Below are 24,731 nucleotides of genomic sequence, written 5' to 3'. Positions count from 1 at the left end.
ACCGCACCGGTGCGCGACCGAACGACGTGAGAGCAGGTGGCCCGTGGGCGGAAGTACTGTGGACGGCGGACGGTGGGCGCGTCGGTTCCACCCGACGGACGACGCGGAGTTCCGCCTCTTCTGCTTTCCGCATGCGGGAGGTTCGGCGAGCTTCTTCTTCCCCCTTTCTCAGGAACTCGGGCAGGACCCGGCGAACCCGGTCGACGTGCTGGCCGTGCAGTACCCCGGCCGGCAGGACCGGCGCTCCGAGGAGAACGTCCACGACATGAGCGTCCTGGCGGACCAGGCGGCCGAGGCCCTTCTCCCGTGCGCAGACCGGCCGTTCGCCCTCTTCGGGCACAGCATGGGTGCCACGCTGGCGTACGAGGTCGCCCGTCGGCTCGAGGAGGCTGGCCGGAGCGCCGACGCCCTGTTCGTCTCCGGGCGCCGGGCGCCCCACCGGGTCCTCGACGACGGACTGCACGCTCTGTCGGACAGCGAGATCATCGACGACATCAAGGCGCTGGACGGGACGGGATCCGCGATGCTCGGCACTCCGGATCTGATGCGGATGATCCTGCCGGCGATTCGCGCCGACTACACGGCCGCCGAGACCTACACCTATGCCCCGGGTCCGGTGCTGACCTGCCCGATCCATGCCTTCACCGGCTACTCCGACCCACGGGTACCGGTCGCGGAGCTGCACCACTGGAGCGCGCACACCAAGGCCCCGTTCGACCTTCTGGTCTTCCCTGGCGGCCACTTCTACCTGTCGGAGCACTGGTGCGAGGTCTCCCGGGCCGTCGTGGACCGGCTGGCCGGGCGGACGGTGTGTCCGTGACCGTGTACTCGACGGTCCACACCCCCGTAGGAGTGCTGGGTACGGGGTCGTTCCTGCCGGAGCGGGTCGTGCCGAACGAACTGGCCGCCCTGCCCGCCGGGGTGACCGCGGACTGGATCGAGCGCAAGACCGGCATCCGCGAGCGGCACCACGCCGCCGCCCACGAGGCCACCTCGGACCTCGCCGCGGAGGCTGCCGTGCGCGCATTGGAGAACTCCGGCACGGCTCCCGAGCAGCTGGACTGGATCATCGTCGCCACCTCAACGCCGGACCATCCGCAGCCCGCCACGGCCGCCCTGCTCCAGCACCGGATCGGAGCCTTCCGGGCCGCGGCGTTCGATGTCAACGCGGTCTGTGCCGGATTCGTCGCCGCACTGCACACCGGAGCCCTGCTGTGCGCCGGCACCGGCGTCGCTGTCGACGGGCGGGTCCTGGTCGTCGGCGCCGAGACCTACTCGCGGATCGTCGACCCGACGGACCGGCGGACCGCGCCGCTGTTCGGCGACGGTGCCGGGGCCGTCGTCCTCGGCCCGGTCGCGGAGGGCGGCGGCGTCCTCGGCACCGGGCTGGCCACCGACAGCCGGTTCCACGACCTCATCGGCGTACCGGCGGGCGGCAGCAGACTGCCCGCCTCGGACAAGACCGTGGCCGCCGGCGACCACTACTTCCGCATGCGCGGCCGGGAGGTACGGGAGTACGTCCTACGGGAACTTCCCACGGCCGTAAGGGAATTGCTGCGTGCGTTCGATGTAGGGCCGGAGGACGTCGACCACTTCGTCCCGCACCAGGCCAACGGGGCAATGCTCAAGGACCTTCTGGAGCCGCTGGGGCTCCCCCGCGCGCGGGCGCATCTGCCCGTGACGCACCACGCGAACACCGGTGCCGCCTCCATACCGCTAGCGCTGGACGAAGCGCACCGCTCCGGCCTGCTGCGCCGGGGAGAGCTGGTCGTGCTGGCCGGTTTCGGCGGCGGGATGACGTTGGGCACGGCCCTGCTGCGCTGGACCGGCTGACGCGCTGTCCGTACCACTCGAATCACAGGCGCCTCACCCGGAGGAGCCACAGGGGGATGTGAAGTGCAGTTCAAGATCCTGGGACCCATCGAAACGGTGGTGTCCGACCAGACCGTGACACCCCAACCCGCCAAGATCAGGGCCGTACTGGCACTGCTGTGCGCCCATTCCGGATCGGTCGTCTCCAGGAAGTCCCTGGTCGACGCGCTGTGGAACGGGCATCCGCCGCGTACCGCGCGCACCGCGCTCCAGGTCTATGTGTCGAAGCTGCGCAAGCACCTCGACGAGCACGCCGACCTCGCGAACCGGCTGGTGACCAGGCCGCACGGCTATTCGCTCGACCTGGAGACCGGAGAGCTGGACCTCGACTCGTTCGACCGGCTGGTCCGGGAGGCACAGGCCTCCTCGGCGGAAGGTCGGCCACGGGACGCGCTGCGCTGTCTGGAGAGCGCCTGCGCGCTGTGGCGCGGTCCCGCCCTGGCCGATCTGCGCGGCTCGGAGCCGTTCGACACCCTGGCACGCCAGCTGGACGAACGTCGCATCGACGCGCTCGACCAGCGCATCGGCATCCAGCTGGCCCTCGGTCAGCACACCCATGTCATCAGTGAGTTGTATGGCCTGGTGGCCCAGTACCCCACGTGGGAGGCGGTGCACGAGCACCTCATGCTCTCCCTCTACCGCAGCGGACGGGTCGCCGAGTCGCTCGACGTCTACCGCATGATCCGCCTCACCCTGGTGCACGCACTCGGCCTGGAGCCCGGCGACCGGATCCAGCGGCTACAGCGGTCCATCCTGTCCCGGGACCCCGAACTGGACGAGATCCAGCTGCTGTCGGCCGCCTGGTCGTACCGCGCACAAGCCAGGATTAGGCATTCCTTTAGCGGCATCCAAGTTTCTGCCGGAACTCACCGGAACTCATACGGACCGAGGGGCACCTCGTGCTTTCACACCTGTCGGAAAGACTCCACGATCCGATCATCTACGCAATTCCCGCGGTCGCGCTGATCATCGTTGTCGAATTCTTCGCCATCCGCTGCGATCGCGACGACATGGAGCGTTACTCACTCGCCGACACACGTGCCAACATCCTGACCGGAGTCGGCGCTCTCGTCATATCCAGCGTGCTGCGTACGGTGGCTCTCTTCTTCTACGCCTGGATCTACGTCTATGTCGCCCCGTTCCGACTTCCCGCGGACGCCTGGTACACCTGGGTCGCCCTGTTCTTCGGGGTCGACCTCACCATCTACGTCTACCACCGTATGACCCACCGGATCCGGTTGCTGTGGGCAGGCCACCAGGTCCACCACTCCAGCCAGTACCTGAACGTGTCCGTGGCCCTGCGGCGAAAGTGGGCCCAATGGTTCGAGAAGCTCATGTGGCTGCCGTTGCCGCTGCTGGGCGTCCCACCGGCGCTGGTCTTCACCGTGCACTCGCTGCATCTGCTCTATGGTCTGTTCGCCCACACCGAGAAGATCGGCACCCTGCCCCGGCCCGTCGAGGCGGTCTTCGTCACCCCGTCCCACCACCGGGTCCACCACGGCAGCGACCCCGAGTACCTGGACAAGAACTACGGCAGCATCCTGATCGTCTGGGACCGGCTGTTCGGCACCTTCCAGCCCGAACTGCACCGCCCCACCTACGGTCTGACCAAGCCGGTCGACACCCACAGCGTCTGGCGGATCCAGGTGCACGAGTTCGCCCAGATGTTCCGTGACGTGCGCGGGGCCACCTCGTGGCGCGACCGGGTCGGTTACGTCTTCGGCCCGCCCGGCTGGCGTCCCGCGAAGTCCACGAGCGACACGGATGCCACGGACTCCGCGCCCCAGCGCATCGCAGCCCGATGAACACGCCCGGCGCCTCCACCGGCCGTGGCCTGCGGGGCCATCCCTGGCTCACCCTCACGACACTGACCCTGGGCGCCATGATGGTGTCCCTGGACACCACCGTCGTCGCCGTCGCCCAACCCGTCATGCGGAACCGGCTCGACGCGACCATCGGCGACATCCAATGGGTGACGGCCGGTTATCTCCTGGCGCTCGCCGCCCTGCTCGTCATCGCGGGCAGGGCGGGAGACCGCTTCGGCCACCGGCGGACCTTCCTCGTCGGCACGGCCGGCTTCGTGTGCTCCTCGGCGCTGATCGGCCTGTCCCCGCACATCTCCTGGGTCATCGCTTTCCGGGTGCTCCAGGGGGTGTTCGGCGCGTTCATGCAGCCGCCGACGCTAGCCCTGCTGCGGACGACCTTCCCGGCCGACCGGCTGAACGTGCCCATCGCGCTGCGCAGCGGTGCTCTGGGCACAGCGACCGCGGCGGGCCCGGTGGTCGGGGGTCTGCTGGTGGCGCACGGCGACTGGCGTCCGGTCTTCTTCGTCAACCTGCCCCTGGGAGCCCTGACCTTCGGCCTGGGACTGCTTGTGCTGCGCGAGACCCGTCCGGATCCGGCCGCGCGCGCCGGCGATACGGTCGCCGTGCTCCTGCTGGCCGGCACCCTGCTCGCGCTGGTGTGGGGCGCGGTCAGGGCTCCCGACCACGGCTGGTCCGACGCGCGGACCTGGTCGGCGCTGACTGGCGCCGCGATGCTGGGCGCCGGGTTCTGCCGCTGGGAGTCCCGGGCGCGGGCACCGCTCGTTCCGCTGTCCCTGTTCCGCTCGCCGCGCTTCACCGCCGGCGTGCTGCTGATGACCCTGGTCTCCTTCGTCCTGTTCGGCGTGCCGTTCGTGCTCGCCTTCCAGCTTCAGAACGTGCTGGGCATGTCCCCCGTCAACTGCGGGCTTCTGGTGCTGTGGCTGACTCTGGCCATGGTCCTGTCGGGCATCGCGACCGGGCTGCTGATGCACCGCACCGGTGCGCCGCTGCCCGCCGTCGTCGGCATGGGGGTCACGGCCGTGGCCGTGCTGGGCGTCGCGCACGCGGTCACGGCGGGGCCGGCCGATGCCGGACTGCGGTGCTGGCTGGTGTTGTTGGGGCTCGGCTTCAGTGCCGTCATCGTCGCCGCGACCCATCTGATCGTGCGGGAGGCACCGGTACGGAACTCCGGTGTCGCCAGCGGCATCCAGCAGACCGCGATGCAGATCGGGGGCAGCCTGGGCACCGCCGTCCTGGGCGGCGTGCTGGCCGCCCGGGTCGGCACGCTGCTGCCGGAGCGGCTCACGGACGCCGGCGTGCACCTGACCGGAGGGGCACTGGACAAGGCGGTACGTTCGGCGGCGACGGGCGTCACCTCGGACGCGCTCACCGGTGCGGCGGACCATGCCGTGCGGGACTCCTTCAGCTCCGGCCTGCACACCGCTCTCCTGCTCTCGGCCACGCTCGCCGTCCTGGCGGCCGGGACCGGTACGGCACTTCTCCGCCGTCGCGGCGGGACGGCGGAGAAGGAAGGGCACGGCGGAGCGGAGCCCAGGGAGCCAGTGACGGAGCCGGCCGCGTGACCTACGTCCGGGCCGTCACCCGGGGCCCCGCGCGGTGCGCTCCGGCCCGGCAGGCGTCCGCCTCCCATCTGGTCCAGAAGTCGTGGAGCCATGTCAGGGTGTCCCGCATCAGATAGTGGTCGGAGCCGGGGCGCAGGGCGGACAGCAGAAAGGACTTGCGTCCTTCGGCGGGCGGCCCAAGCACAGTGAGACGCGCCTCCACCGAGCCGTCGCGGCCCAGGGGCCGGAAGCGGTCGTCCAGGTCCAGCCCGCCCGGCTCGAAGCTCTCCCCCGTCGACGGGGCGTTGCGCCACAGCCGTACGGTTCCCCGGCGCAGCAGGTTGCGGAACAGCGGCGAGGCGTCGCGACGCGGGTCGAAGGGGTGGATCCGGGCGTCCACGAGAGTGTCGACCGGGCAGGACACCCCGGTGACCGGTCCGTCGACCCGGAACCCGCCGGTGCCGGGGTCCGGTGCGACCGAGGCGCCCGGTCCCGCGCCGACCAGCAGCAGCCCGTGCCGGATCAGGGCCTCGACACGGGCCATCACCTCGGCGGCGGCTCCGTTGGCGAGCCGGTTGTGCAGGCGTACGTACCGGGCCAGGAAGATCCGCTGGGAGGCCGGAGTCAGACCGCTGTCGTCCACCGCGTACGAGATCACCGACCGCAGGTCGCGCCAGACCCCGTCGGCCGCGGCCTTGTGCGGGTTGTCGAGGTTGCCCTGAGCTGCCCGGCACCGGTCGCGGGCCATGAAGCCGAGCACCTCGTCCCGGTACTCCTCGGGGGTGCACGAGCCGGGAGCGGTGAGCGGGGTGACGGTGCGTTCCCAACTGAACCGGTTCCCACGGGGGTGCGGGTCGAGTCCCCAGGGTGACTGGCCCGCGGTGCCGTCCGGAGCCCACGGCTTCCCCGGTCCGAGCACCACGTCCGCCCAGCGGCGCAGTGTCGCCCCGAACGGCCAGTGCCGGACGGCCGACTCAGCCTCCGCCTCGGCCGGGCACATCCGGCCCCCGACGACCGCGTCGAGCACCTCGACGATCTCGTCCACCGCGTCCTCCAGGGGGCCGAGCAGCCGCGCCGGGTCGTGCGCACGCTCCTGGTGCGGCCGGCCCCCGGCGAGGAACGCCCGGTGGGCCGGGGCAGCGCGATCGGCCAGGAATGCGGCCGTGTCCGGGCCGAACAACGTGGCGTAGTGGACGTAGGCCATCTCCAGCACGATGAGCGGGAGGACGTCCCGCTCGAAGTCGAGGCGGCGCGGCCCCCCTGCGACCGCTCCGGCGGTGCCCACACTCGCGCGCAGCTGGTCGATGGCGTCGTTCGTCAGAAACGCACCCCGGTGCTCCAGCCGGGCGGGGTCGGCCTCCTTATGGTTGTCGGGCCGCGCGAAGGTGAACAGACCGGTCTCGCTGAAGGCGAGCAGCCGTGCGGGCTCGGCACCGCTGGGCTCGTAGCGCAGCCCGTGCGCCGAGTCGGGAAGAAAACGCCCGCCGCGGCCCTCGGTCAGGTGGAGGATCACGTCGATCGCGGTCAGGCCCATTCCCGCGACACCGACCACCCGGCCAGGCCCTGCGCTGTCGACGCCCAGCGTCCTGTCCATCGGGTACGCCCAGGGGACGTAGCGGGCTGCCGTGCGTTCCGCGTGGTCCAGCAGTGCCTTGGCGCGCGGCGAACGCCGGGGGTCGTGCTGGGTGTGGCCGGTGACGAGCAGGGCCTGGTCGGCGGGGAAACTGCGGCCGTCGGCGATGAGTACCAGCAGACGGGATCCATGGGGCCGGATGTCGACCACTTCCGCGTGGTGGAGGTGCACCCGCACGCCGGGGTGCCGGCGCAGATCACGGAGATAGGTCCCGAACATGTCCTGCAAGGCCAGTCCGTGCACATAGCGCCTCGGCCAGTCGTCGGGGCCGAGGTCGAGGTCGGGTTCCCCGGTCAGCGCGAACCGGCGCCGGCACCACTCGTGGAGGGTGGGGCGTTCCGCCGCGGGGCGCAGCCGTACGGCGCCCCGGACCGATTCGTCGGCGGCGAACGCCACCTGGCTGGTGATGCGGTTCAGATAGCTCGTCGTCGGCTGGGTGGGGCTGTGCGACTCCCCGGAGCCGAACTCCCCTGACCGTTCGAAGAGGTGGACGTGCAGCCGACCGTCCGGGCCGAGCCGGCCGATCTCCGCGGACAGCCGTTCCAGGGCGTAGGTGGCACGTGGGCCACCGCCGACGATGGCCAGGGTATGCACGCGTCCGGTGGTTCCCCGTGTCCCGGTCACCGGACCTCCTGGCCGGGGAGCAGTCGAGCGAGGACGGCGAGGAAGGAATCGATGTCCTTCTCGTCCATGGCTCCCATGGTGGACAGCCGGAAGAAGCCGCCGGCGAACTGTTCCTGGGCCGCGTAGACGACGAACCCCTCGTCCTTGAGCGCGCGGTGCAGGCGCTCGAAGGTCAGGCCCTCGGGCAGTTCGACGGCTGTGAGCGCGATGGCGCGGTGCCTCGGGTGGACCGGCATCCGCAGTCCGAGCGCGCTCAGTCCGGCGCGGAGCCGGTCCGCCAGACGCAGGTAGCGGGCCCCGCGCGTGACCGTACCCTCGGCGAGGGCCAGGTCCAGGGCCGTCTCGAACGCGTAGAACAGCGGGACCGACGGGGTGAAGGCCGGGGCACCGGCGTGCTCCTGCGCCTGGTAGTGCCGCCCCAGATCGAGGTAGTACGAGCGTGGCGCACGCCGCCTCAGTTCGGCGAAATCGGTGTGGGCGGCGCACACGAAGGACAGGCCGGGCATCCCTTCCAGGCACTTGTTGGCCGTCCCGACGAGCCAGTCGATGCCGTCGCGCGCGATGTCGACCGGCTCGGCGCCGACACTGCTGATGGCGTCCACGACGATCCGGCGTCCGTGCCGCCGCGCGACCGCGGCGAGCGCCGCCACGTCGTTGAGCATCCCGGTGCTGGTCTCGTGATGGACGACGGCGACATGGGTGAGGCCCGGATCCACGGCGAGGGCCCGGTCGACGAGGTCCGGTTCGATGGGGGTGCCCCACCCCAGCTCCAGTCGGACGCAACGGATTCCCAGGAGCGTCGCGATCTCGTACAAGCGCCTGCCGTAGTGGCCGTTGTCGACCACGAGGAGGCCGCCCGTGTCCGGCACCACGCCGACGGCGGCCTCCAGGGCTGCCGTCCCCGAGCCGGTCAGGACGACGGCCGTGTGCTCCGCGTTGCCGCCACACACCGCGGTCGCCTTGTGGCGGACCCGGCTCATCAGCGAGGTGAACTCCGGTTCGCGGTGACACAGGTCCGGGCCGCCGAGGGCGGCACGCACCTCTTCGGAGGTGTTCACCGGTCCCGGGTTCATCAGCACCCAGCGGCGGCCGACGGGCGAGCCGTGCGCGCTCATGCCGTCACCGCCGCACCGAAGCGTGCGGCCGACGCCGGTGGCGGCAGCGTCGGCCGGCCGAGCCGCGGGTCGGAACACGCGCGGACGCGTACCCGGATCAGTGACGGGCCGACATGGGAGAGCTGTGCGGCGAGGGCGGCCATCAGCCCCTGCTCGCCGGTGACCTCCGTCGCCGAGCAGTATCCGCAGGCGGCGGCGATCTCGGTGAAGTCGATGCCCCCCGAGCCGGTCGGCTGCCCGCCCGTCGACTCATATGCCTCGTTGTCGAACAGCACGTGCAGCAGGTTCGGCGGTGCGAGCCGGCCGATCGTGGCCATCGCCTCCAGGCGCATGAGCGCGGCGCCGTCCCCGTCCAGCACGACGAGTTGGCGAGACGGCGCGTGCAGGGCGACGCCGAGTGCCACGCTGGAGGCGCAGCCCATGGAGCCGACGACGTAGAGGTTCTGCGGCCGGTCCCAGTAGCGTTCCAGTTCCCTCGCGGTCTTGCCGGTGGTGGCGACGACCAACGCGTGTTCCCCGACCTCGCGCATGACGTGGCCGATCGCCTCGGCGCGCGACATGAGCCGACCCGCAGTGGACGGTCCCGGTCCCCCGTCGCCACCGAGCGCCTCCGCAGCACCAGCGGACTCGTGTGTGCCGCTGTTCTTCTCCTCATAGGGCCCGATGGCCCCTTTCGGAACGACAAAGGCGAAGGGAAGCCCGGTCTCGCGCATGTGTTCGTCCGCGGCACGGAGCCGTTCGGCCAGGTCCTCCGCCCGGTCCGGCAGGAGCTCGTTGCGGATCTCCATGCTGGTCAGCAGTTCGCGGGTGATGCTGCCCATCAGCTGGTGCTGGGGCTCGTCAAAGGTCCCGGGTTCGCCGCGCCAGGTCACCAGCAGGAGGACCGGGATACGCAGGGTGTGGCACAGCGAGGTCAGCGGGTTGACGGCGTTGCCCAGGCCCGAGTTCTGCAGGATCACCACCGGACGACGGCCCGCCAGCCAGGCGCCGGCGGCGACTGCCACCGCCTCGCCCTCGTTGGCGGAGATCAGGTATCTGTCCGGGATCTCATTCTGCAGGCAGCTGATCACCGGGCCGAGGAACGAGCACGGCACACCGGTAAACGGGCCGAAGCCCGCCTCCTCGAAGACGCCGACGACCTTCCCCGGGTCGAGCGGGGACGTCATGCCGTCACCTGCCCGGACGCCAGCGCGGACAGCTGCGACAGGTCGTCCCGCGAGCGTACTTCGGTCCAGCCGCCGGCCGTCACCACCGCCTGGACGCTCCAGCCCGCGGCAACGAGGTCGGCAAGCAGATCGGCCGTCGCAACCGGCGTCGCCTCGCCGGAGAGGCGCTTCTCCGCTGCCTGCTGAAGGGCCGTGAACGCGGCGGGAGAGAAGGCCGCGCTGCCGGTGAACACCGCGTCCCCGGCCGCCCCGTCGCCCAGAGCGGTGACGAGGTGCAAGCCGAGCCGCCTACCGGCGACCACGCACGAGGACAGCGTCACGGGAGGGGCACCTGTCTCCCGCGCGGTCACATCGACCAGTACGGCGATGTCGGCCGTGGTGGACGCGAGTCGGCTCATGGCGTCGGCATCGGCGAACACGGCGTCGGGAATCACGAGGGTGCGGCCACGGAAGCCGGCCGGCACGTCGGCGATCACCTCCGCCGCATCGACGTGTCCGCCGGCCGCGGTGTCGAGCACCAGGCGCGTACCGCTCTCGCGCAGCACCGGGGCACGCAGCTCGGTCAGGTCCGTGCCGGAGACCGTTTCGTCGCCACCGCGGACCCCACGATGAGGATCCGGTACGACGACGGCTCGGGCCCCAGAGCCGCCGGAGCGGACGAATCGTTCCTCGTCCGCCTTGAGCCGCGCCATGCCCTGGAGGTCGAAGACGGTCGCCAGCGGGGCGATCCGCTCCTCGACGCCGGTGGTGCGGCCCTCCTTGAGGATCGTGTCGAAGACTTCGGTGACCGCGTTGATCCCGGCACGCAGGCCGTGGTTGGCGTAGATCACCATCTTGGCGCCCGCCGCGTGGAGTTGATCGGCCGTGATGGTGTGGTACGTGGTGGGAACCACGACGACCGGCAGTGCCGGCTTCCATCGGCTCAGAAACTCCAGGACCGGCTCGGGCGAGACTCCCTTGGCGTGAATGAGGACGGCGTCCGCGCCGGCCTCCGCATAGGCCTCGCCGCGGGCCAGCGCCTCGTCCATGCCGTGTCCGGCGATGAGCGCCTCGGTCCGGGCGATCACCATGAAGTCGGTGCTGCGCTGCGCGCTCTTCGCCGCCTCGATCTTGCCGCAGAACTCGTCCGGCGGGCAGAGCTCCTGCCGACCGGCGACGAAACTGTTGACCTTCGGGAAGACCTTGTCCTCAATGCTCACGCCTGCCAGGCCGGCCCGCTCGTAACGCCGGATCGTGTGCATGACGTTGAGCGCGTTGCCGTACCCCGTGTCGCAGTCCGCGACCACGGGGATGTCGACGGTGGCCGCCAGCGAAGCCGCGACCGCCTGGAGCTCCGCCATGCTGAGCAGGTCGGTGTCGGGCAGCCCCTGGGACGCCGAGATCTCCAGCCCGCTCGACCAGACGCCGTCGAATCCGGCCCGCTCGGCGAGACGTGCGCCGAGCGGGTTGTGGGCGCCGACGATCCGGACCACTCCAGGACGTGCGAAGAGTTCCCGCAGTCCGGCCGCCCCTGCCGGCATGTGCTCAAATCCGTTGACGGGCTTCATGTTGCCCCTGCTCTCCTGTGTTTCAGGGCATCAGGGCCCGGACGCCGGCGTCGGCGGCATCGGTGGCGTCTCGGCCTCGCCGGAGCCCTGTGCAGACTGTCGATTCGTTGGTCGCGGTGGAAGTGGCGACGGAGCCGTCGGTGAGGTCAGCCGTAGTCGAAGGTGTCGGGGTCCGGGCCCCGGCGGCGGTCCGTGTCGAGGGAGTCGATGGCGGCCATCTCCGTGTCGTCGAGCGTGAAGCCGAAGACATCGGCGTTCGACGCGAGCCGGCCCGGGTCCACGGACTTGGGGATGACCACGGTGTCCCGCTGAAGGTGCCAGCGCAGCACCACCTGGGCGGGCGTCAGTCCACGCTGCCGGGCGATGTCGGTCAGCACCGGAAGGTTCAACAGGCCCTGCCCCGAACCGAGCGGGCTCCATGCCTGGGTGACGATGCCGTGCTCGGCGTGGAAGGCTCGCAACTCCCGTTGGGCGAAAAGCGGATGGAGCTCGACCTGGTTGACCGCCGGGACGACGTCACAGGTGTCCATGAGGTGGCGCAGCTGACCGGTGGTGAAGTTGGAGACGCCGATGGCACGGGCCCGTCCCTCGGCGTGGATCTTCTCCAGCGCCTTCCAGGTCTCGACGTAGCGCCCCCGCATGGGGAGCGGCCAGTGGATCAGGTAGAGGTCGACCCGGTCCAGGCCCAGCCGTTCGAGGCTGGCGTCGAAGGCGCGCCGGGCCTCGTCTGTGCCGTGGTCGGCGTTCCACAGTTTGGTCGTGACGAAGACGTCCTCGCACGGGAGTCCGGAGGCGGTGACGCCCGCGCCGACACCTCGTTCGTTACGGTAGCTCGTCGCGGTGTCGATGGCGCGGTAGCCGGTCGCCAGCGCCGTTGCGACGACCTTCTCGACGTCCTCGTCCGGGATCTGCCAGGTGCCCAGGCCCAGCTTCGGCATGCGGGCCCCGGTGTTGAGGGGGACGGTGGGCATCATGAGCGCGTGTTCCTGAGGCCGAGGTCGACGGGGAGCTCGTAGCAGCCGTGCAGATGGGTGGTGGTACGGAAGCTGATCTCGTCCACGGGGACCGCCAGTCGCAGGTCCGGGTAGCGGGTGACCAGGTGCTCCAGGACGACCTCCAGCTCCAGGCGGGCCAGACCGACGCCCAGGCACACATGGATTCCGTGGCCGAAGGCCAGGTGGCGGGGGCCGCGCGGCCGTTCCAGATCGATCATCTCCGGAGCGGGGAAGGCTGCCGGATCCCAGTTCGCCGCCTGTATGGACGCGATGACGCCTTCGCCCTCGCGGATGGTGACACCGCCGATCTCGATGTCCTCGACGGCAGCGCGGCGCGGCGAGTCACGGACGACGGCGTGGTAGCGCAGGAGTTCCTCGACCAGGACCGGGATGACGGACGGGTCCTTCCGTGCGCGTTCGGCCAACTCCGGACGCTGCGCCAGGGTCAGGGCGCTGAGTTCGATCATGTGAGCCGTGGTGGAGAAGCCGGCGAACAGCAGCAGCGCCACGAAGGAGACCAGGTCGAGGTCGCTGAGGCCGGGGTGGTCCGTCATCAGCTTGCTCAACAGGTGGTCGTCGGGCTCGGCGCGCTTCTGCCCGATCAGCTTCATGACGTATTCGAGCAACGCGAGTTTCGCCTGGTCGCGTTCGGCCGAGGCGAGGTCGTCGTGTGCGAGGACCAGCCGCACATTGCGTTCGAAGAACTCCAGCGCGTCGGTCGGCACACCGAGCAGCAGGCTGATCGCCATGGCCGGGATCGGGGTGGCGAACTCCGTGACGAAGTCGAACGGCTGGGGCAGTTGCTCGACGGCCGCGCACCGTTCGAGCGTGATGCGTTCGATGTCCGGCCGGAGCCGGCTGATGCGCCGGGGGGTGAACGCGCCCGCGACCATGGCCCGCAGCTCCGTGTGAAGCGGGGGATCGGCGTGGGTCATGCTCATCGGCAGGTCGGTGCCACCCGGCAGGTTCCAGCGTGGGAACCCCTCAGAGCGGGGATTGGCACTGAATCCGGGGTGGGTGAGGATCTCGCGGACCAGCTCGTGTGTCGTGGCCAGCCAGGCCCAACTACCGTCGGGCAGCGATACTTTGGCCAGCGGGGACTCCTCCTGGAGCTTCGCCGTCCCGGCGGGAGGGGCGAACGGGCAGCCGCCGGAGGCGCCTTGCGGCAGTGGGGGGAGGGCGGCCACGTCGGGGCCGATGTCAGTAGTCACGCTCTTCACCTTTGTCCGGCTTCGTGTCTGGTGTGCGGGCTCCGGCGTGTGCCCGGCCGCTCGGCCGGGTCACCAGGTCACCACCGTGGCGCAGGCCGCGGTTCCGCCGCCGAGGCCGGCGAGCAGCACCCGGTCGCCCCGGTGGATGCGCTGGTGCTGCGCCTCGTGGGCGAGCGTCAGCGGTATGGAGGCGGCACTGGTGTTGCCGAAGAGGTCGGCCGTCAGCGCGACCTTCTCCGGCGGTGCGTCGATCCACTTGGCACACAGCTCCACCATCCGGCCGCTGCCCTGATGGAGGACGAACCTGTCGATGTCGGCCGGCATCACTCCGGCCTCGGCGCAGGCCTGGTCGACCACCTCGGGCAACGCTTCCTGAGCCCAGGCCACGATCGGGCGGCCCTGCATCTCGAAGCGGTCGGCGAGCGGGTCGGCGGTGTCGCGCAACGGCAGCGCGCTGCCGCCGCCGCGTACCCGCACGAGGTCCAGGTGTTCCGGGCGGCAGCGGGCGACGATCCGTACGGCGTCGTCGTCGGACCGCGCCCGGTCGAGGATGACCGCTCCGGCGCCGTCGCCGAAGAGGCTGACGGTACGGCGGTCCTGCCGGTTCATGATGGCCGAGTACTTGTCGGCGCCGACGACGGCCACCGGTCCGCGCCGCCGCCAGCCCTCGGCTGCGCCGAGGCCGTAGAGGAAGCCGGCGCACACGCCGTTCACGTCGAACGCGGGGATGCCCGAGACACCCAGCTCGGCCAGCACGAAGGCCGCTGTCGGCGGTTGGGGCTGGTCCGGAGTCGAGGTGCACACCACCACCGCGGCCAGGTCGTTCCCGGCGAGTCCGGCGTCGTCGAGGGCACGGGCGAGCGCGCGGGCCGCGAGGGTGGAGGTCGGCGTCTGCGGGTCCGCGTAGCGGCGCTCGCGGACGCCAGTGCGGGCGACGATCCACTCCGGGGTCACTCCGCACCAGCGGGCGACGGTCTCGTTGTCGACGCGCCGCTCCGGCACGTACCAGCCGAGACCGGCGACCCGCAGGGTGGCTCCGGATGCCTTCAGCGGTGTCTTCATCGATACGCCTCGTAGACCTTCTCAAGGGTGCGCGCGGTGATCCGGGACGGGACGGCGTCTGGTACGGCGGTCCGCGGGACCGGCCGCGGCCGCGGTGCGCGGAGGGCGCGGGCCACGGCTCGGGCCTGGATCTCCGCGCATCTGACGGCCGCGTCACCGCAGCGGAATCGGTTCATCAGGTAGAGGGAGGGGAATCCCGGAACGTCGAGAGCGAGCCCGAGCAGTCCGCGGTCGAGCACCTCCCGAACCGCCGGCGGCAGGTGCGGGGAGCTGTCCCGGTATCCCGTCGCGGTGATGACGGTGTCGAACTTGTCGGTGCTGCCGTCGTTGAACCGCACGGCGGTCTCGCCCAGTTCGGCCACCCCTCGGTAGCGGGTGAGCCGGCCGTGGGCAAGGTGGGCGAGGAAGTGGTCGCTCAGTACCGGGGTGGAGGCGGCGAGCGGCGACGTGGGATCGTCCAGCCCGTACACGCGGTAGGACCCCAGGATCCGCCGGACCGCGGACTCCACCGCGCCGGAGGCGAGCCGGCCGAGCACCGGCGTGTGCCGCCACCAGCCGTCCGGGGCGTGGTCGACGGGCCTGCCGAGGAGCATCTTGGGCAGGTACCACTTCGGTGTCCGGATGCTGATGCCGACCTCGGACGCCGTGCCGACGAGGTCGCAGGCGATGTCCACGGCCGAAGCGCCGTTGCCGACGACCAGGACGCGCTGTCCGCGGTGGGCGGCGGCATCGCGGTGGTCCGCCGAGTGCAGGAGCGCGTAGTCGGTGCGGGCGGCCGTCGGTACGTCCGGCCTCCGGGGCTCTCCGCTGTGCCCGGTGGCGTCCACGACCGCGTCGAAGACCGCTTCCCGGGCGGATCCGTCCGATGCCGTGAAGCTCACCAGCCAGCCGCCCTCCGGCCGCACGGACACCGCGCCGACCCGGCATCCCCAGCGGCGCTCGGTGACCGTGCACCGGCTCGCGATCTCGTGGAGGTAGGCCGCGTAGCGGGAGTGGTGCACGAAGTGGACGCCGGGAGCGGCGTCGAGGCTGGTGCCGGTGAAGGAGCTCGGTTCACGGGAGGTGTTGAGGTACAGCGCGTCGTAGACGCGGCTGCGGCTGGAGGACGTGCTCCACAGGCCGCCGGCCTCGGTGTCCTCGGAGAACCAGTGCAGCGACCCGTCGGGCAGAGCCGCCTCCAGCGCGCGCACCGCCGCGATGCCGAAGACCCCGGAGCCGATGACGCACACCTTCACAGGGACCGTCCTCCCACCGAGGTGGAGGTGGCGGCCGGAGCCAGGACCGCGGTGGCGGCCGCGACCGGGGCCGCGAACATCGGGGAGGGTTCACGGTCGCGGTACAACCGCTTGGCGTAGTCGTAGGCGGGCACCTCGACGTACCGGTAGAGGGGGACGGCCAGCAGGACTATCAAGCCGAAGTAGCCGGCCATGATGCACGCCTTCCACAGCGGCTGGCCGAGCGTCGTCTCGGACACACCCAGCGCCGACGACAGCCAACGCACCAGGAAGGGCGCGGTCGGCAGGAAGACCAGCAGTTGGATGGCGTACATGCCGTACGACAGTTTCCCCAGCTCCACGAAGAGCTTGCGGCGCAGCAGCGAGGGCCGTCCGTCCATGTCCGCCTGGGCCAGGGCGACCACCAGGACGGCGAGCGGGACGAGTCCGACGGAGGTGCGCTGGAGGGGCCCCGTCGTATAGGTGCCGATGGCATAGGCGACGGCGCACAGCGACCACGCCCAGCAGGTCCTGACGCGGGGCAGGGCCCCCCGGGTGAGGAGGACACAGCCGATCATGCCGACCAGGAATTCCAGGAACCGGTACGGCGGGAAGGGCAGCGTGAACCAGTAGGCGAGGTCGCCGCCCCTGGAGCCGGTGCTCATGAAGGTCTCGTGTCCGGGCAGCGCCGCGACGGTGAAGTAGTGCATCACGTAGAGCGGCAGCGCGAACTCCAGGAAGACCGCCGCACCGAGCAGCCACCACAGGGCGCGTGTACCGAGCCGGTGGACCAGGAAGAGTGCTGTCGGGAACAGCAGGTAGAAGAAGGCTTCCGTACTGAGCGACCATGTCACGGGGTTGACACCGTGGTAGATGTCCTGGAAAGGCACCCATGACTGCAACAGCGTGAGATGCAGGACGATGTTGGTGGCGCTGATCGGCATCCCGATCAGCACGATGGCGGCGATCGCCAGCACCGAGGTGACGAAGTAGACCGGGAACAGTTTCCCGACGCGCTTGGCGCAGAAGTTGGCCATGCTGGTTCCCGGCCGGGTGGTCAGGGCCAGGACGAACCCGCTGAGGATGAAGAAGCTGCCCACGGCGAAGTTGCCGCTCATGGTCAGCCACATGGGCCGGGTCAGCGGGGCGAACTCCAGGCCGCCTCCGGAGGCGAAGACCATCTGGAACGTCGTGTAGTGGAAGCAGAAGACCAGGATCGCGGCGAGGCCGCGCAGCCCCGTCAAGGAGTCCAGCAGCGAGGGCGCCTTGGGGCCGGCCGGGGGCGACTCGGCCGTCAGCTGTTCGGGACTCGCCATGTTCATTCCTCTGTTCCTGTTCGCTCGTCTCGCCTGGGGCCGAAAGGTGCCGGGGTGCGCCGCGTCACCGCGCTAGGACCAGGGCGGTGTTGTGGCCGCCGAATCCGATCGAGGTGGACAGGGCGGCGTGCTGCCGTACCTCCCGTGGCCGGTGCCGGACGAGGTCGAGGTCGATCCCGTCCCCGATCCGGTCCAGGTTGCGGACGGGCGGCACCAGTCCGTCCCGCAGCGCCAGGACCGTGGCCACCGCCTCGACCGCGCCGGAAGCACCGAGGAGATGCCCGGTGCACGACTTCGTCGCGGTGACCGCGGGCCGGTGAGCGCCGAAGGCCATACACAGCGCCTGGCTCTCGGCCCGGTCCCCAGCGGGGGTCGCGGTGCCGTGGCTGTTGATGTGACCGATGTCGGCCGGGATCAGGTCCGCGTCGCGCAGGGCGAGTTCGATACAGCGGGCGGCGCCGGCGCCCTCCGGATCGGGGGCGATCATGTGGTGTGCGTCGGAGGTGACGGCCGCCCCGAGCAAGGTGCCCAGGGTCCGCGCGCCGCGCGCCTCGGCGTGCTCCGCCCGCTCCAGGACCAGCATTCCCGCACCCTCGCCGAGCACGAACCCGTCGCGGTCCTCGTCGAACGGGCGGCTGGCTCCCGCCGGGTCGCTCTCGCGCCGCGACAGGGCGCGCAGTTGGGCGAAGCCGGCCAGCGTCATCGGGTGCAGACAGGACTCGGCCCCGCCCGCCACGACCACGTCGGCCCGGTTCAGCCGAAGCAGGTCCAGCGCGAGGGCGATGGCCTCCGCGCCGGAGGCGCACGCGCTGACGGGTGCGTGCGCACCGCCTCGGGCACCGAGGTGCAGGGCGACCTTGCCCGCGGACGCGTTGGGCATCAGCAGGGACATCAGATAGGGGTTGATCCGGCGAGGGCCCTGCTCACGCAGGACCATGGTCTGCCCCGGAATGGCCTGCGCCCCGCCGATGGCGGTGCCGACGACCACGGCCAGCCGTTCCGGCTCGACGTCGTCCGCCTTGGCCTGGTCCCAGGCCTCCTGGGCGGCTACCAGCGCCAGTCGCTGTACGCGCTCCAGGGTCCTGCCGGTCACCCGGTCGAGGCGGCCCTCGATGTCCGCCCGTCCGGCCAGCCGGGTCGGCAGCGGCGCGAACTCCGGACCGTCCAGCAGGCCGATCCCCGACTCCCCGGCGAGCAGAGCGTGATGGACGTCATCCGCCCGGGCCCCGATCGGGGAGACCGCGCCCACCCCCGTGACGACGGCGCTCACGCGGTCGCCCCGGATGCGTCCAGGTGGTCCAGCACCGCGCCCACCGTGCGGAGTTCGCCGGAGACGTCATCGGGAATGTGCACGCCGAACCGGGTCTCGCACGCGACCATCAGCTCGATCTTCGCCACCGAGTCGATGTAGAGGTCCTCGACGAGATCGGCCTCCGGGACGACCGCCTCCTCCGGCAGCCCGGTGATCTCCGCGATGAGCGCGGCCATTCGCCGCAGGTTCCGCTCCCGTGGAGCCTCGCCGACGGCCTCGCCCGCCGGGGACGCGTGGGGTGCGGTGTCGGCTGCCCGGTCGGTGGTCTCGGACGCGGTCATGGGTAACTCCCGTCGAAGAATGAGGTGTTCGCTGGGATGAGCGGATCAGCGAGGCTCGCCCGCGGGCGCCGCCGCTCGTACGGTTCCGGCTCGGCCGGCCTCGATCGCCTGCCCCTTGACGGCGAACCGGAGGACGAGCTCCTGTCCGGTGAGATCCCGGATGCCACGCATGATCTCTTCGGTGAACCGGTGGCGCGTCAGGCTCAGTTCCTCCCGGCCCGCGTACCGTTCGGGCGACAGTGGCTGCCCGAAGTGCACTTCGAAGCGGGCCCGCCTGAGCAGCAGACGGCCCGGGCCCTGCACCTGGTCGGTCCCGACCAGACCGCACGGCACCACGGGCGCCCCGGTGGCCAGCGACAGCCATGCGGCGCCCGTGTGGCCCCGGTAGAGGCGGCCGTCGGGTGAGCGGGTGCCCTCCGGATGGATGCCGACGGCGAGACCACGGTCCAGCAGTTCACGGCTCAGCTCCAGGGCCGCCACGCCACCCCGTCCACCGTCCCGCCGTACCGGGATCATGCCGACGCTCCTGAAGAAGAGCCCGCTGAGCCGGCCGCGCAGCCCCCGCCTGCCGAGCCGTTCCGCCTTGCCCACGAAGTAGAGGGAGCGCGGCACGAACAGCGTCATGAATATGTGGTCCGAGAAAGAAAGATGGTTGGCGGCCAGGACGACCGGGCCCGACTTTGGAACGTGGGACAGGCCGGTCACACGGGGACGGAAGACGAGCATGGCCAGACACGACAGAATTCTACGCAGCAGCTCTCGACCGGTCACAAGTCCTCCAACGTTCTCGCCAGTTGGCCTTTCCCGTCTCTGGACTTCACTATGGCGAGGCGTCCGATGCTCTCTCAAGTCGAATCCGCCCGATTTAAATCCGGTAGCCGCATGCGCTTTAGCGGGAGGAAAGCGGATCGGGGATCCTCGACGCGGAGAGTACGGCCGATGCGCTCGGGTAGTGTTTCCCACCCCCAAGTAGTCGGCAGGTTCAGGCGGTTCACATGTCCCGTGTCAACGATTCGAAGCCCGACGGCTCGAAGAGCTCCGATCGCGCCTTCGAGCCGCGCAGAGCCTGGCTGATGCTCGCCGTTGTCACCCTGGGCACGACGATGGTCTCCCTGGACGGCACCATCGTCCTGCTCGCCCAGCCGGCCCTCCAGGCGGACCTAGGTGCCAGTCTGGAGCAGGTGCAGTGGGTCACCGCGGCCTATCTGCTCGCTGTCGGCAGCCTGCTCATCGTCTCCGGGGGCATTGGGGACCGGATCGGCAACCGTTGGACGTTCCTCATCGGGGTGACCGGCTTCGCCGTGTCGTCGGGCCTGATTGCATCCGTGCACGACATCAACTGGCTGATCGGCCTGCGGGTCCTGCAGGGGCTCAGCGGCGCCGTCCTCCAGCCGTCCACCATGGGCCTGTTGCGCGAGGCCTTCCCGGACGACCGGCTGGACATGCCGATCGCCGTGCGCAGCGCCGCGATCGGCATCTCGACGGCCGCCGGCCCGGTGGTCGGCGGGCTGCTGGTGGAACACGTGTCCTGGCGGGCGGCCTTCCTCATCAACATTCCGATGGGCATGCTCACCATCGCGCTGGGCAGCTGGATCTGGCGCGGCCGGCCGGCCAGCCGGCCCACAACGTCCTTCCGCAGGGGCTTCGACGTACCCGGTGCGCTGATCCTCGGGACGCTCCTGTTCACGGTCTTCCTCGGGGTCTCCACGGTCACCGAGCGCGGGGTGCTCGATCCGCGCAGCGCGGCCCTGATCGCCGCCGCGGCGGCCCTGGCCTGGCTGTTCCTCCTGCGTGAACAACGGGCCGCCGATCCACTGTTGCCTCCGGCTCTGCTGCGCACGCCACCACTCTGGGCCGGGCTCCTGCTCGTGATCAGCCTCTCGTTCACGATGATCGGCACCCTGTTCGTGATCTCGTACTACGTGCAGAACCAGCTGGGCCTGCGTCCGGTCGAAGGAGGCCTCCACGTACTGCCACTGACCGGCACGCTGATCGTCGTCGCACCGCTCTCCGGTATCGCCATGCGCAGGGTCGGCGCACGCGTGGTGGTGTGTGCGGGGCTGGCGGTCACCGCCGACGCCGTGTACGGGCTGTCCCGCCTGGGAACGCACCCTGGCTCACTGGAACTCAGCCTGCTCCTCTTCACCCTGGGCCTAGGCCTCGCGCCCGCGCTGGCAGGCTCCACCAAGATCGTCGTGAGCCAGGTCCCGGCCCCGCTGGGCGGGCTGGCGGGCGGACTGCACCAGACCGGCATGCAGATCGGCAGTGGCATCGGCATCGCGGCCATGGGCACCATGCTGGGCAGCCGCGCCGAGGACCTGCTCAGGAAGGCCCTGCACAAGGCGGGAGCGAACAGCACGGACCAGCGATTCGTCCGCCAGGCGATCGACGACGTGTCCGTCGGACTGCATCGCCCCCTGGCACACACTCCCCCAGCCCTTCGGGGGACTTGGGACGAGCTGAGCAGCTCGATCTTCATGGACGCCATGTCGTACGCCCTTCTCGCGGGCGTGGTCGTGGCGCTCGCCGGAGTGGCTGTCACCGTGCCGGGAGCCCTCGCGGAACGACGCGGCCGGCGCGACGAATGAACGGCGAAGTACCCTTTCCCGCTGCTTTTAGTGGCGCTTTAGTGGTGCATTAGTAGCGCTTTGACGAGGATATCGGCAACCTGTCAGCGGGGCTTGAGCAAGGGTCGCAGATTAATCGGCCGGCCGTCCCGGTCCCTGCGCTAGCATCACTCGGCATGGCTCAGCAGAGAGCGGAGAAAACCCAGTGACGATCTATCAGACATTGCAGTGGACGGTCGGCCCTCTACTCCGTTCCCTGGCACGTCTCGAAATATCGGGGGAGGAATTCGTTCCGAAATCCGGACCCGTTGTCCTGGCGTCGAATCACTTGTCAATCGTCGACTCCACCTTCCTCCCACTGGCACTGGACCGGCATATCACCTTCATGGCCAAAGCCGAGTATTTCCAGGGTCCTGGCCTGCGGCACCGATTGACCTCGGCCTTCATGCGTGGGACCGGGCAGGTCCCAGTCGACCGCGCCGACCGGCGAGCCGCCGTGGCCGCGCTGGACCCTTGTCTCGACCTCCTGCGCCGCGGTGGCGCGTTCTGCATCTATCCGGAGGGAACTCGGTCACCGGACGGACGGCTGTACAAGGCGCGCACGGGGGTGGCCTGGCTGGCACTGCGGTCCGGTGCGCCGGTGGTACCCGTCGCGATGTCCGGCACCGATCGCGTCCTTCCTCCGGGGAAGGTCTCGCCCCGGCCGGCCAAGATACGCGTCGCGTTCGGCAAGCCCGTGGATCTCACACCGTTCGAAGGCGGTGCCGACGACGCGAGGGCCCGCCGTCAAGCCTCCGACACCGTCATGGACGCCATCGCGGAACTGTCCGGCCAGGAGCGCGCCCCGGTCTTCGCCACGTCCGTGAAGAACTGAGCAGCGCCCTCCGGTACCGCGCAACCACGCCGCCACCCACCGTTCGCCGAGGAGAAGCTCATGAACGTCGCCGCCGTGAACGTCATGGACGCCCAATCGCTGATCGCCGCCTTCGGTCTGGCGGGCATCCTCATCATCGTGTTCATCGAGACCGGGCTGCTGTTCGGCTTCTTCCTGCCGGGCGACTCACTGCTGTTCCTGGCCGGAGTGGGCGCGTCAGGTGCGGCCGCGGAGGTGTTTCATCGGCCCGGCTTCCACCTCTCGCTGCCCGCGCTGCTGATCGGCGCCCCCGTCTGCGCCACGGCTGGAGCACAACTGGGACACCTACTCGGGGCGCACGTGGGCCCGAGGCTGTTCCTGCGGCCGGACTCCCGGCTGTTCAAACAGGAGTACGTGGCCAAGGCCGAGGCCTATTTCACCCGCTACGGCGCGGGCAAGGCGGTGGTCCTCGCGCGCTTCCTACCGGTCGTACGGACGTTCCTGAACCCGGTCGCCGGAGTACTCGGGATGCGGGCGCGCGAGTTCTTCGTCTGGAACGTCCTCGGAGCATCCTTGTGGACGGTGGGGATCATCCTCCTCGGCCACCGGCTCGGCGATTCGCTCAAGGGCAGTATCGACTCCTACCTGCTCCCCATGATCATTCTGATCATCGCCCTCTCCCTCGTGCCGGTCCTGGTCGAGGCGATACGGGCCCGCAGGGCAGCACCGCCCTCGAGACCGGAAGAGCGACCTGCTCGCCCGTGACAACCGCGACGGCACCGGCCACACCGTTCGCAGCGCCCGACAGTGTCGCCCGGCCACCGCGTACAGTCGATCTTCTCGGCCATGCGGGACAGCGGGACAAGAAGAGGGACCGACGTGTGACTGCACTACGCTTTGCTCGACGACGAGGGTGTTCCTGCCGAGGCGCACGGCGTCACCGTGTGCGGCACAGCCGACTCACCCACCCCGCCTGTCGAACTGACCTAGGCGCTGCTGCTGGGTGGGCCTCCCCCGCGGGGTCATCGAGGAGAACAACGCACTGCACACACAAGGCTCCTGGGAATCCACCGTCGGCGCCGGCCTGCACATGCGCCGACTCAGCCTCCTCGGGCTCGGCAGGATCGGCAGCTGGGTGGCGCAGTTCGGGCTCGCTTCGGCATGCGCGTCAGCGCGTGGGGAGCCAGAACCTCACCAAGGAGTACGCCGCCGAGGTAGGCGTCGAACTCGCCCCTGCCCAGCAGGACCTGCTCCGGGACAGCGACTTCGTCTCGGTCCACCTCCTCGCCCTCGGTGACCGCACCCGCGGGCTGCTCAGTCCGCCGAACTCGCCCTTCTCAAGCCGACGGCGTACCTGATCAACACCTCGCGCGCGGCCATCGCCGACCAGGACGCTCGCCTCGCCGCGCTCTACGAGGGCCGTGTCGCGAGACAGGGCTTGATCAAGTTCCGGAGGTGTCCGGGTTGTTGGTGATGCCCAGGATGGGGAGTGCTCGCTCGGGCTTGTTGCAGATCGCCTGGGTGGTCTTGGCGATGTTGTCGGCACCGAGGAGCTTCAGCGTGCCGATGGCGAGGTTACGGAGGGAGCCATGGCGCGGGGCGCGGTGCCAGTGGAGGCGTCCTCGGCGAAGGTGACTTCTCTGACCTGGTGCAGGGCTTCGATCTTCCAGTGGCCGCGGATCGCGGCGGTCAGGTCGGCGGGTGTGGCCTGGTGGGCGTTGAGTTTGGTGACGGCATAGACACTTTCGCGGGTCTCGCGTTCGCCGGTGGGCCTGCGGCGACGGTGGATGCGGATGGCCAGGCGGGCATGTGGGCAGGCGATGCCGCCGAGTTCGTCCGGGATGGCGCAGGTCTTGCTGGAGCAGGTCTCGCGGCGGCCGTGTCCGGTGTCGGAGGTAGCGTGCTGGACGGTGATGTCCCACCCGCCACGGCAGGGCCGCGAGCTGGCGGTACGTGGTCGGCTGGTTGGTTTTGATCACGGCGATGTAGTGCGGCTGCTTCGTATCCACCAGCCAGGTGATGTCCGCCTTCACCGAGTGCAGAGCGTCGAAGGTCACCAGGTCACCAGGTCGCCGGTCAGGTCCAGCGGCGCGAACAGCGGCTTGAAGTGCGTGGTCTCGTTCGTCTTCACCCCGGCCTGCCTGGGCCAGGGGCAAGACCGGCCAGCGAGTGACCGCGGGCAGCAGATGACGGCGGCGCATCGAGGCGGGCGGAGCCCTTGAGGGCCTTGCCGTCGACGGCGATCACGCTTCGCGGCCCCGAGGTGTCGGCCGGCTCGACCACGCCGCGGTGCCGGTCCGCGAAGTAGGCGCCCACCGCCTGGTCCAGGGCATCGCCGTCAACCACCCCCAGCACACGCCGATCGTGGCCGGCGGCGAGGGAGCGCGCCGCCATCTGAGCGGGTGCCGATGAATGCCGATGGCCGTCAGGAGTCTGATGGAGGCGTTCGCGCCCCATTCGGCCAGCTCCTCGATGCTCCTCGTGCCCTAGACGACCGCACAGGCGCAGACCAGCACGATCGCCGTCAGCGAGTACCACTGGCCCCGCCGCGAGCGCGGATCGGGCACCGCGTCGAAGTCCAGGGGAGTCGCATCCC

The 24,731-nt window shown here is 70.3% G+C and carries 21 protein-coding genes and 1 pseudogene; 9 read left to right on the top strand and 13 right to left on the bottom strand.

The genetic code is table 11. The annotated features are described in order from the left end of the window. Nucleotides 1–43: 43 nt before the first annotated feature. The 5 genes from ACI2L1_RS03160 (at nucleotide 44) to ACI2L1_RS03140 (ending at nucleotide 5,260) form a co-directional block, all read left to right on the top strand. Complete coding sequence (locus tag ACI2L1_RS03160; RefSeq protein WP_404737586.1) at nucleotides 44–820, top strand: thioesterase II family protein; 777 nt, start codon at nucleotides 44–46, stop codon at nucleotides 818–820. Further along, nucleotides 817–1,833, top strand: a complete 1,017-nt coding sequence (locus ACI2L1_RS03155; protein WP_404737585.1) for a 3-oxoacyl-ACP synthase III family protein — start codon at nucleotides 817–819, stop codon at nucleotides 1,831–1,833. The genes ACI2L1_RS03160 and ACI2L1_RS03155 overlap by 4 nt, the downstream gene beginning before the upstream one ends. A 63-nt stretch (nucleotides 1,834–1,896) precedes the next feature. Beyond that, nucleotides 1,897–2,838: a BTAD domain-containing putative transcriptional regulator gene (locus ACI2L1_RS03150; protein ID WP_404737584.1), complete on the top strand. Its 942-nt coding sequence runs from the start codon at nucleotides 1,897–1,899 to the stop codon at nucleotides 2,836–2,838. Between the two features lie 44 nt (nucleotides 2,839–2,882). After that, nucleotides 2,883–3,677, top strand: a complete 795-nt coding sequence (locus ACI2L1_RS03145; protein ID WP_404737583.1) for a sterol desaturase family protein — start codon at nucleotides 2,883–2,885, stop codon at nucleotides 3,675–3,677. Continuing rightward, complete coding sequence (locus tag ACI2L1_RS03140) at nucleotides 3,674–5,260, top strand: MFS transporter (protein WP_404737582.1); 1,587 nt, start codon at nucleotides 3,674–3,676, stop codon at nucleotides 5,258–5,260. Before ACI2L1_RS03145 ends, ACI2L1_RS03140 begins: the two co-directional genes overlap by 4 nt. Before the next feature lies 1 nt (nucleotide 5,261). Here ACI2L1_RS03140 and ACI2L1_RS03135 read toward each other — a convergent pair whose 3' ends face one another. The 12 genes from ACI2L1_RS03135 to ACI2L1_RS03080 form a co-directional block, all read right to left on the bottom strand. Then, the gene (locus ACI2L1_RS03135; protein WP_404737581.1) at nucleotides 5,262–7,466 is read right to left on the bottom strand and encodes an FAD/NAD(P)-binding protein; all 2,205 of its coding nucleotides are present in this window, start codon (nucleotides 7,464–7,466) and stop codon (nucleotides 5,262–5,264) included. Nucleotides 7,467–7,492: 26 nt separating this feature from the next. Continuing rightward, nucleotides 7,493–8,611, bottom strand: coding sequence for a pyridoxal-phosphate-dependent aminotransferase family protein (locus ACI2L1_RS03130; RefSeq protein ID WP_404737580.1), 1,119 nt, complete (start codon nucleotides 8,609–8,611; stop codon nucleotides 7,493–7,495). Beyond that, nucleotides 8,608–9,777 carry a phosphonopyruvate decarboxylase gene (aepY, locus tag ACI2L1_RS03125; RefSeq protein WP_404737579.1) on the bottom strand — a complete coding sequence of 390 codons (1,170 nt, stop codon included), beginning with the start codon at nucleotides 9,775–9,777 and terminating at the stop codon, nucleotides 8,608–8,610. Before aepY ends, ACI2L1_RS03130 begins: the two co-directional genes overlap by 4 nt. Further along, nucleotides 9,774–11,324: an isocitrate lyase/phosphoenolpyruvate mutase family protein gene (locus tag ACI2L1_RS03120; RefSeq protein WP_404737578.1), complete on the bottom strand. Its 1,551-nt coding sequence runs from the start codon at nucleotides 11,322–11,324 to the stop codon at nucleotides 9,774–9,776. The genes aepY and ACI2L1_RS03120 overlap by 4 nt, the downstream gene beginning before the upstream one ends. A gap of 146 nt (nucleotides 11,325–11,470) precedes the next feature. Further along, nucleotides 11,471–12,298 (bottom strand): aldo/keto reductase, encoded by an 828-nt coding sequence (locus ACI2L1_RS03115; RefSeq protein WP_404737577.1) that lies wholly within the window; start codon nucleotides 12,296–12,298, stop codon nucleotides 11,471–11,473. Then, complete coding sequence (locus ACI2L1_RS03110; protein WP_404737576.1) at nucleotides 12,295–13,530, bottom strand: cytochrome P450; 1,236 nt, start codon at nucleotides 13,528–13,530, stop codon at nucleotides 12,295–12,297. Before ACI2L1_RS03110 ends, ACI2L1_RS03115 begins: the two co-directional genes overlap by 4 nt. A 69-nt stretch (nucleotides 13,531–13,599) precedes the next feature. Next, on the bottom strand, nucleotides 13,600–14,592 hold the full coding sequence (locus ACI2L1_RS03105; RefSeq protein WP_404737575.1) for a 3-oxoacyl-ACP synthase III family protein: 993 nt from the start codon (nucleotides 14,590–14,592) through the stop codon (nucleotides 13,600–13,602). Further along, entirely contained in the window at nucleotides 14,589–15,827 is a 1,239-nt protein-coding gene (locus tag ACI2L1_RS03100; protein ID WP_404737574.1) for a flavin-containing monooxygenase, read from the bottom strand. Before ACI2L1_RS03100 ends, ACI2L1_RS03105 begins: the two co-directional genes overlap by 4 nt. Then, nucleotides 15,824–17,122 carry an acyltransferase family protein gene (locus ACI2L1_RS03095; protein ID WP_404737573.1) on the bottom strand — a complete coding sequence of 433 codons (1,299 nt, stop codon included), beginning with the start codon at nucleotides 17,120–17,122 and terminating at the stop codon, nucleotides 15,824–15,826. The genes ACI2L1_RS03100 and ACI2L1_RS03095 overlap by 4 nt, the downstream gene beginning before the upstream one ends. A gap of 64 nt (nucleotides 17,123–17,186) precedes the next feature. Beyond that, nucleotides 17,187–18,392: a beta-ketoacyl-[acyl-carrier-protein] synthase family protein gene (locus tag ACI2L1_RS03090; protein WP_404737572.1), complete on the bottom strand. Its 1,206-nt coding sequence runs from the start codon at nucleotides 18,390–18,392 to the stop codon at nucleotides 17,187–17,189. Continuing rightward, a complete protein-coding gene (locus tag ACI2L1_RS03085; RefSeq protein WP_404737571.1) occupies nucleotides 18,389–18,715 on the bottom strand; it encodes an acyl carrier protein in 327 nt (108 codons plus the stop codon). The genes ACI2L1_RS03090 and ACI2L1_RS03085 overlap by 4 nt, the downstream gene beginning before the upstream one ends. A 45-nt stretch (nucleotides 18,716–18,760) precedes the next feature. Beyond that, entirely contained in the window at nucleotides 18,761–19,441 is a 681-nt protein-coding gene (locus tag ACI2L1_RS03080) for a lysophospholipid acyltransferase family protein (protein WP_404737570.1), read from the bottom strand. A 269-nt stretch (nucleotides 19,442–19,710) separates the two neighbouring features. On the opposite strand from ACI2L1_RS03080, the gene ACI2L1_RS03075 reads away from it, so the two are divergent. The 4 genes and pseudogenes from ACI2L1_RS03075 to ACI2L1_RS03060 all read left to right on the top strand — a co-directional run. After that, nucleotides 19,711–21,303: an MFS transporter gene (locus ACI2L1_RS03075; protein ID WP_404737569.1), complete on the top strand. Its 1,593-nt coding sequence runs from the start codon at nucleotides 19,711–19,713 to the stop codon at nucleotides 21,301–21,303. 184 nt (nucleotides 21,304–21,487) lie between these two features. Next, complete coding sequence (locus ACI2L1_RS03070) at nucleotides 21,488–22,156, top strand: lysophospholipid acyltransferase family protein (protein WP_404737568.1); 669 nt, start codon at nucleotides 21,488–21,490, stop codon at nucleotides 22,154–22,156. Nucleotides 22,157–22,216: 60 nt separating this feature from the next. Next, nucleotides 22,217–22,900, top strand: coding sequence for a DedA family protein (locus ACI2L1_RS03065; protein WP_404737567.1), 684 nt, complete (start codon nucleotides 22,217–22,219; stop codon nucleotides 22,898–22,900). 156 nt (nucleotides 22,901–23,056) lie between these two features. Beyond that, nucleotides 23,057–23,585, top strand: a pseudogene (locus ACI2L1_RS03060) (NAD(P)-dependent oxidoreductase); the annotation flags it as partial. A 677-nt stretch (nucleotides 23,586–24,262) separates the two neighbouring features. Here ACI2L1_RS03060 and ACI2L1_RS03055 read toward each other — a convergent pair. After that, nucleotides 24,263–24,490: a hypothetical protein gene (locus ACI2L1_RS03055; RefSeq protein WP_404737566.1), complete on the bottom strand. Its 228-nt coding sequence runs from the start codon at nucleotides 24,488–24,490 to the stop codon at nucleotides 24,263–24,265. Nucleotides 24,491–24,731 lie beyond the last annotated feature (241 nt).

It is taken from the genome of Streptomyces sp. NPDC019531 (genome assembly GCF_044903305.1).
Classification (GTDB): Bacteria; Actinomycetota; Actinomycetes; order Streptomycetales; family Streptomycetaceae; genus Streptomyces.
The sequence above is the reverse complement of the archived record's forward strand: the minus strand, read 5'-3'. Positions and strand labels throughout refer to the sequence as shown.

What these genes read in the sequence shown, in the direction of transcription:
- ACI2L1_RS03065 (WP_404737567.1), top strand. Translation starts at nt 22,217, where the DNA reads ATGAACGTCGCCGCCGTGAACGTCATGGACGCCCAATCGCTGATCGCC.
- ACI2L1_RS03130 (WP_404737580.1), bottom strand. Translation starts at nt 8,611, where the DNA reads ATGAGCGCGCACGGCTCGCCCGTCGGCCGCCGCTGGGTGCTGATGAAC.
- ACI2L1_RS03080 (WP_404737570.1), bottom strand. Translation starts at nt 19,441, where the DNA reads ATGCTCGTCTTCCGTCCCCGTGTGACCGGCCTGTCCCACGTTCCAAAG.
- ACI2L1_RS03095 (WP_404737573.1), bottom strand. Translation starts at nt 17,122, where the DNA reads ATGGCGAGTCCCGAACAGCTGACGGCCGAGTCGCCCCCGGCCGGCCCC.
- ACI2L1_RS03120 (WP_404737578.1), bottom strand. Translation starts at nt 11,324, where the DNA reads ATGAAGCCCGTCAACGGATTTGAGCACATGCCGGCAGGGGCGGCCGGA.
- ACI2L1_RS03140 (WP_404737582.1), top strand. Translation starts at nt 3,674, where the DNA reads ATGAACACGCCCGGCGCCTCCACCGGCCGTGGCCTGCGGGGCCATCCC.
- ACI2L1_RS03075 (WP_404737569.1), top strand. Translation starts at nt 19,711, where the DNA reads ATGTCCCGTGTCAACGATTCGAAGCCCGACGGCTCGAAGAGCTCCGAT.
- ACI2L1_RS03115 (WP_404737577.1), bottom strand. Translation starts at nt 12,298, where the DNA reads ATGATGCCCACCGTCCCCCTCAACACCGGGGCCCGCATGCCGAAGCTG.
- ACI2L1_RS03085 (WP_404737571.1), bottom strand. Translation starts at nt 18,715, where the DNA reads ATGACCGCGTCCGAGACCACCGACCGGGCAGCCGACACCGCACCCCAC.
- ACI2L1_RS03145 (WP_404737583.1), top strand. Translation starts at nt 2,883, where the DNA reads ATGGAGCGTTACTCACTCGCCGACACACGTGCCAACATCCTGACCGGA.
- ACI2L1_RS03105 (WP_404737575.1), bottom strand. Translation starts at nt 14,592, where the DNA reads ATGAAGACACCGCTGAAGGCATCCGGAGCCACCCTGCGGGTCGCCGGT.
- aepY (WP_404737579.1), bottom strand. Translation starts at nt 9,777, where the DNA reads ATGACGTCCCCGCTCGACCCGGGGAAGGTCGTCGGCGTCTTCGAGGAG.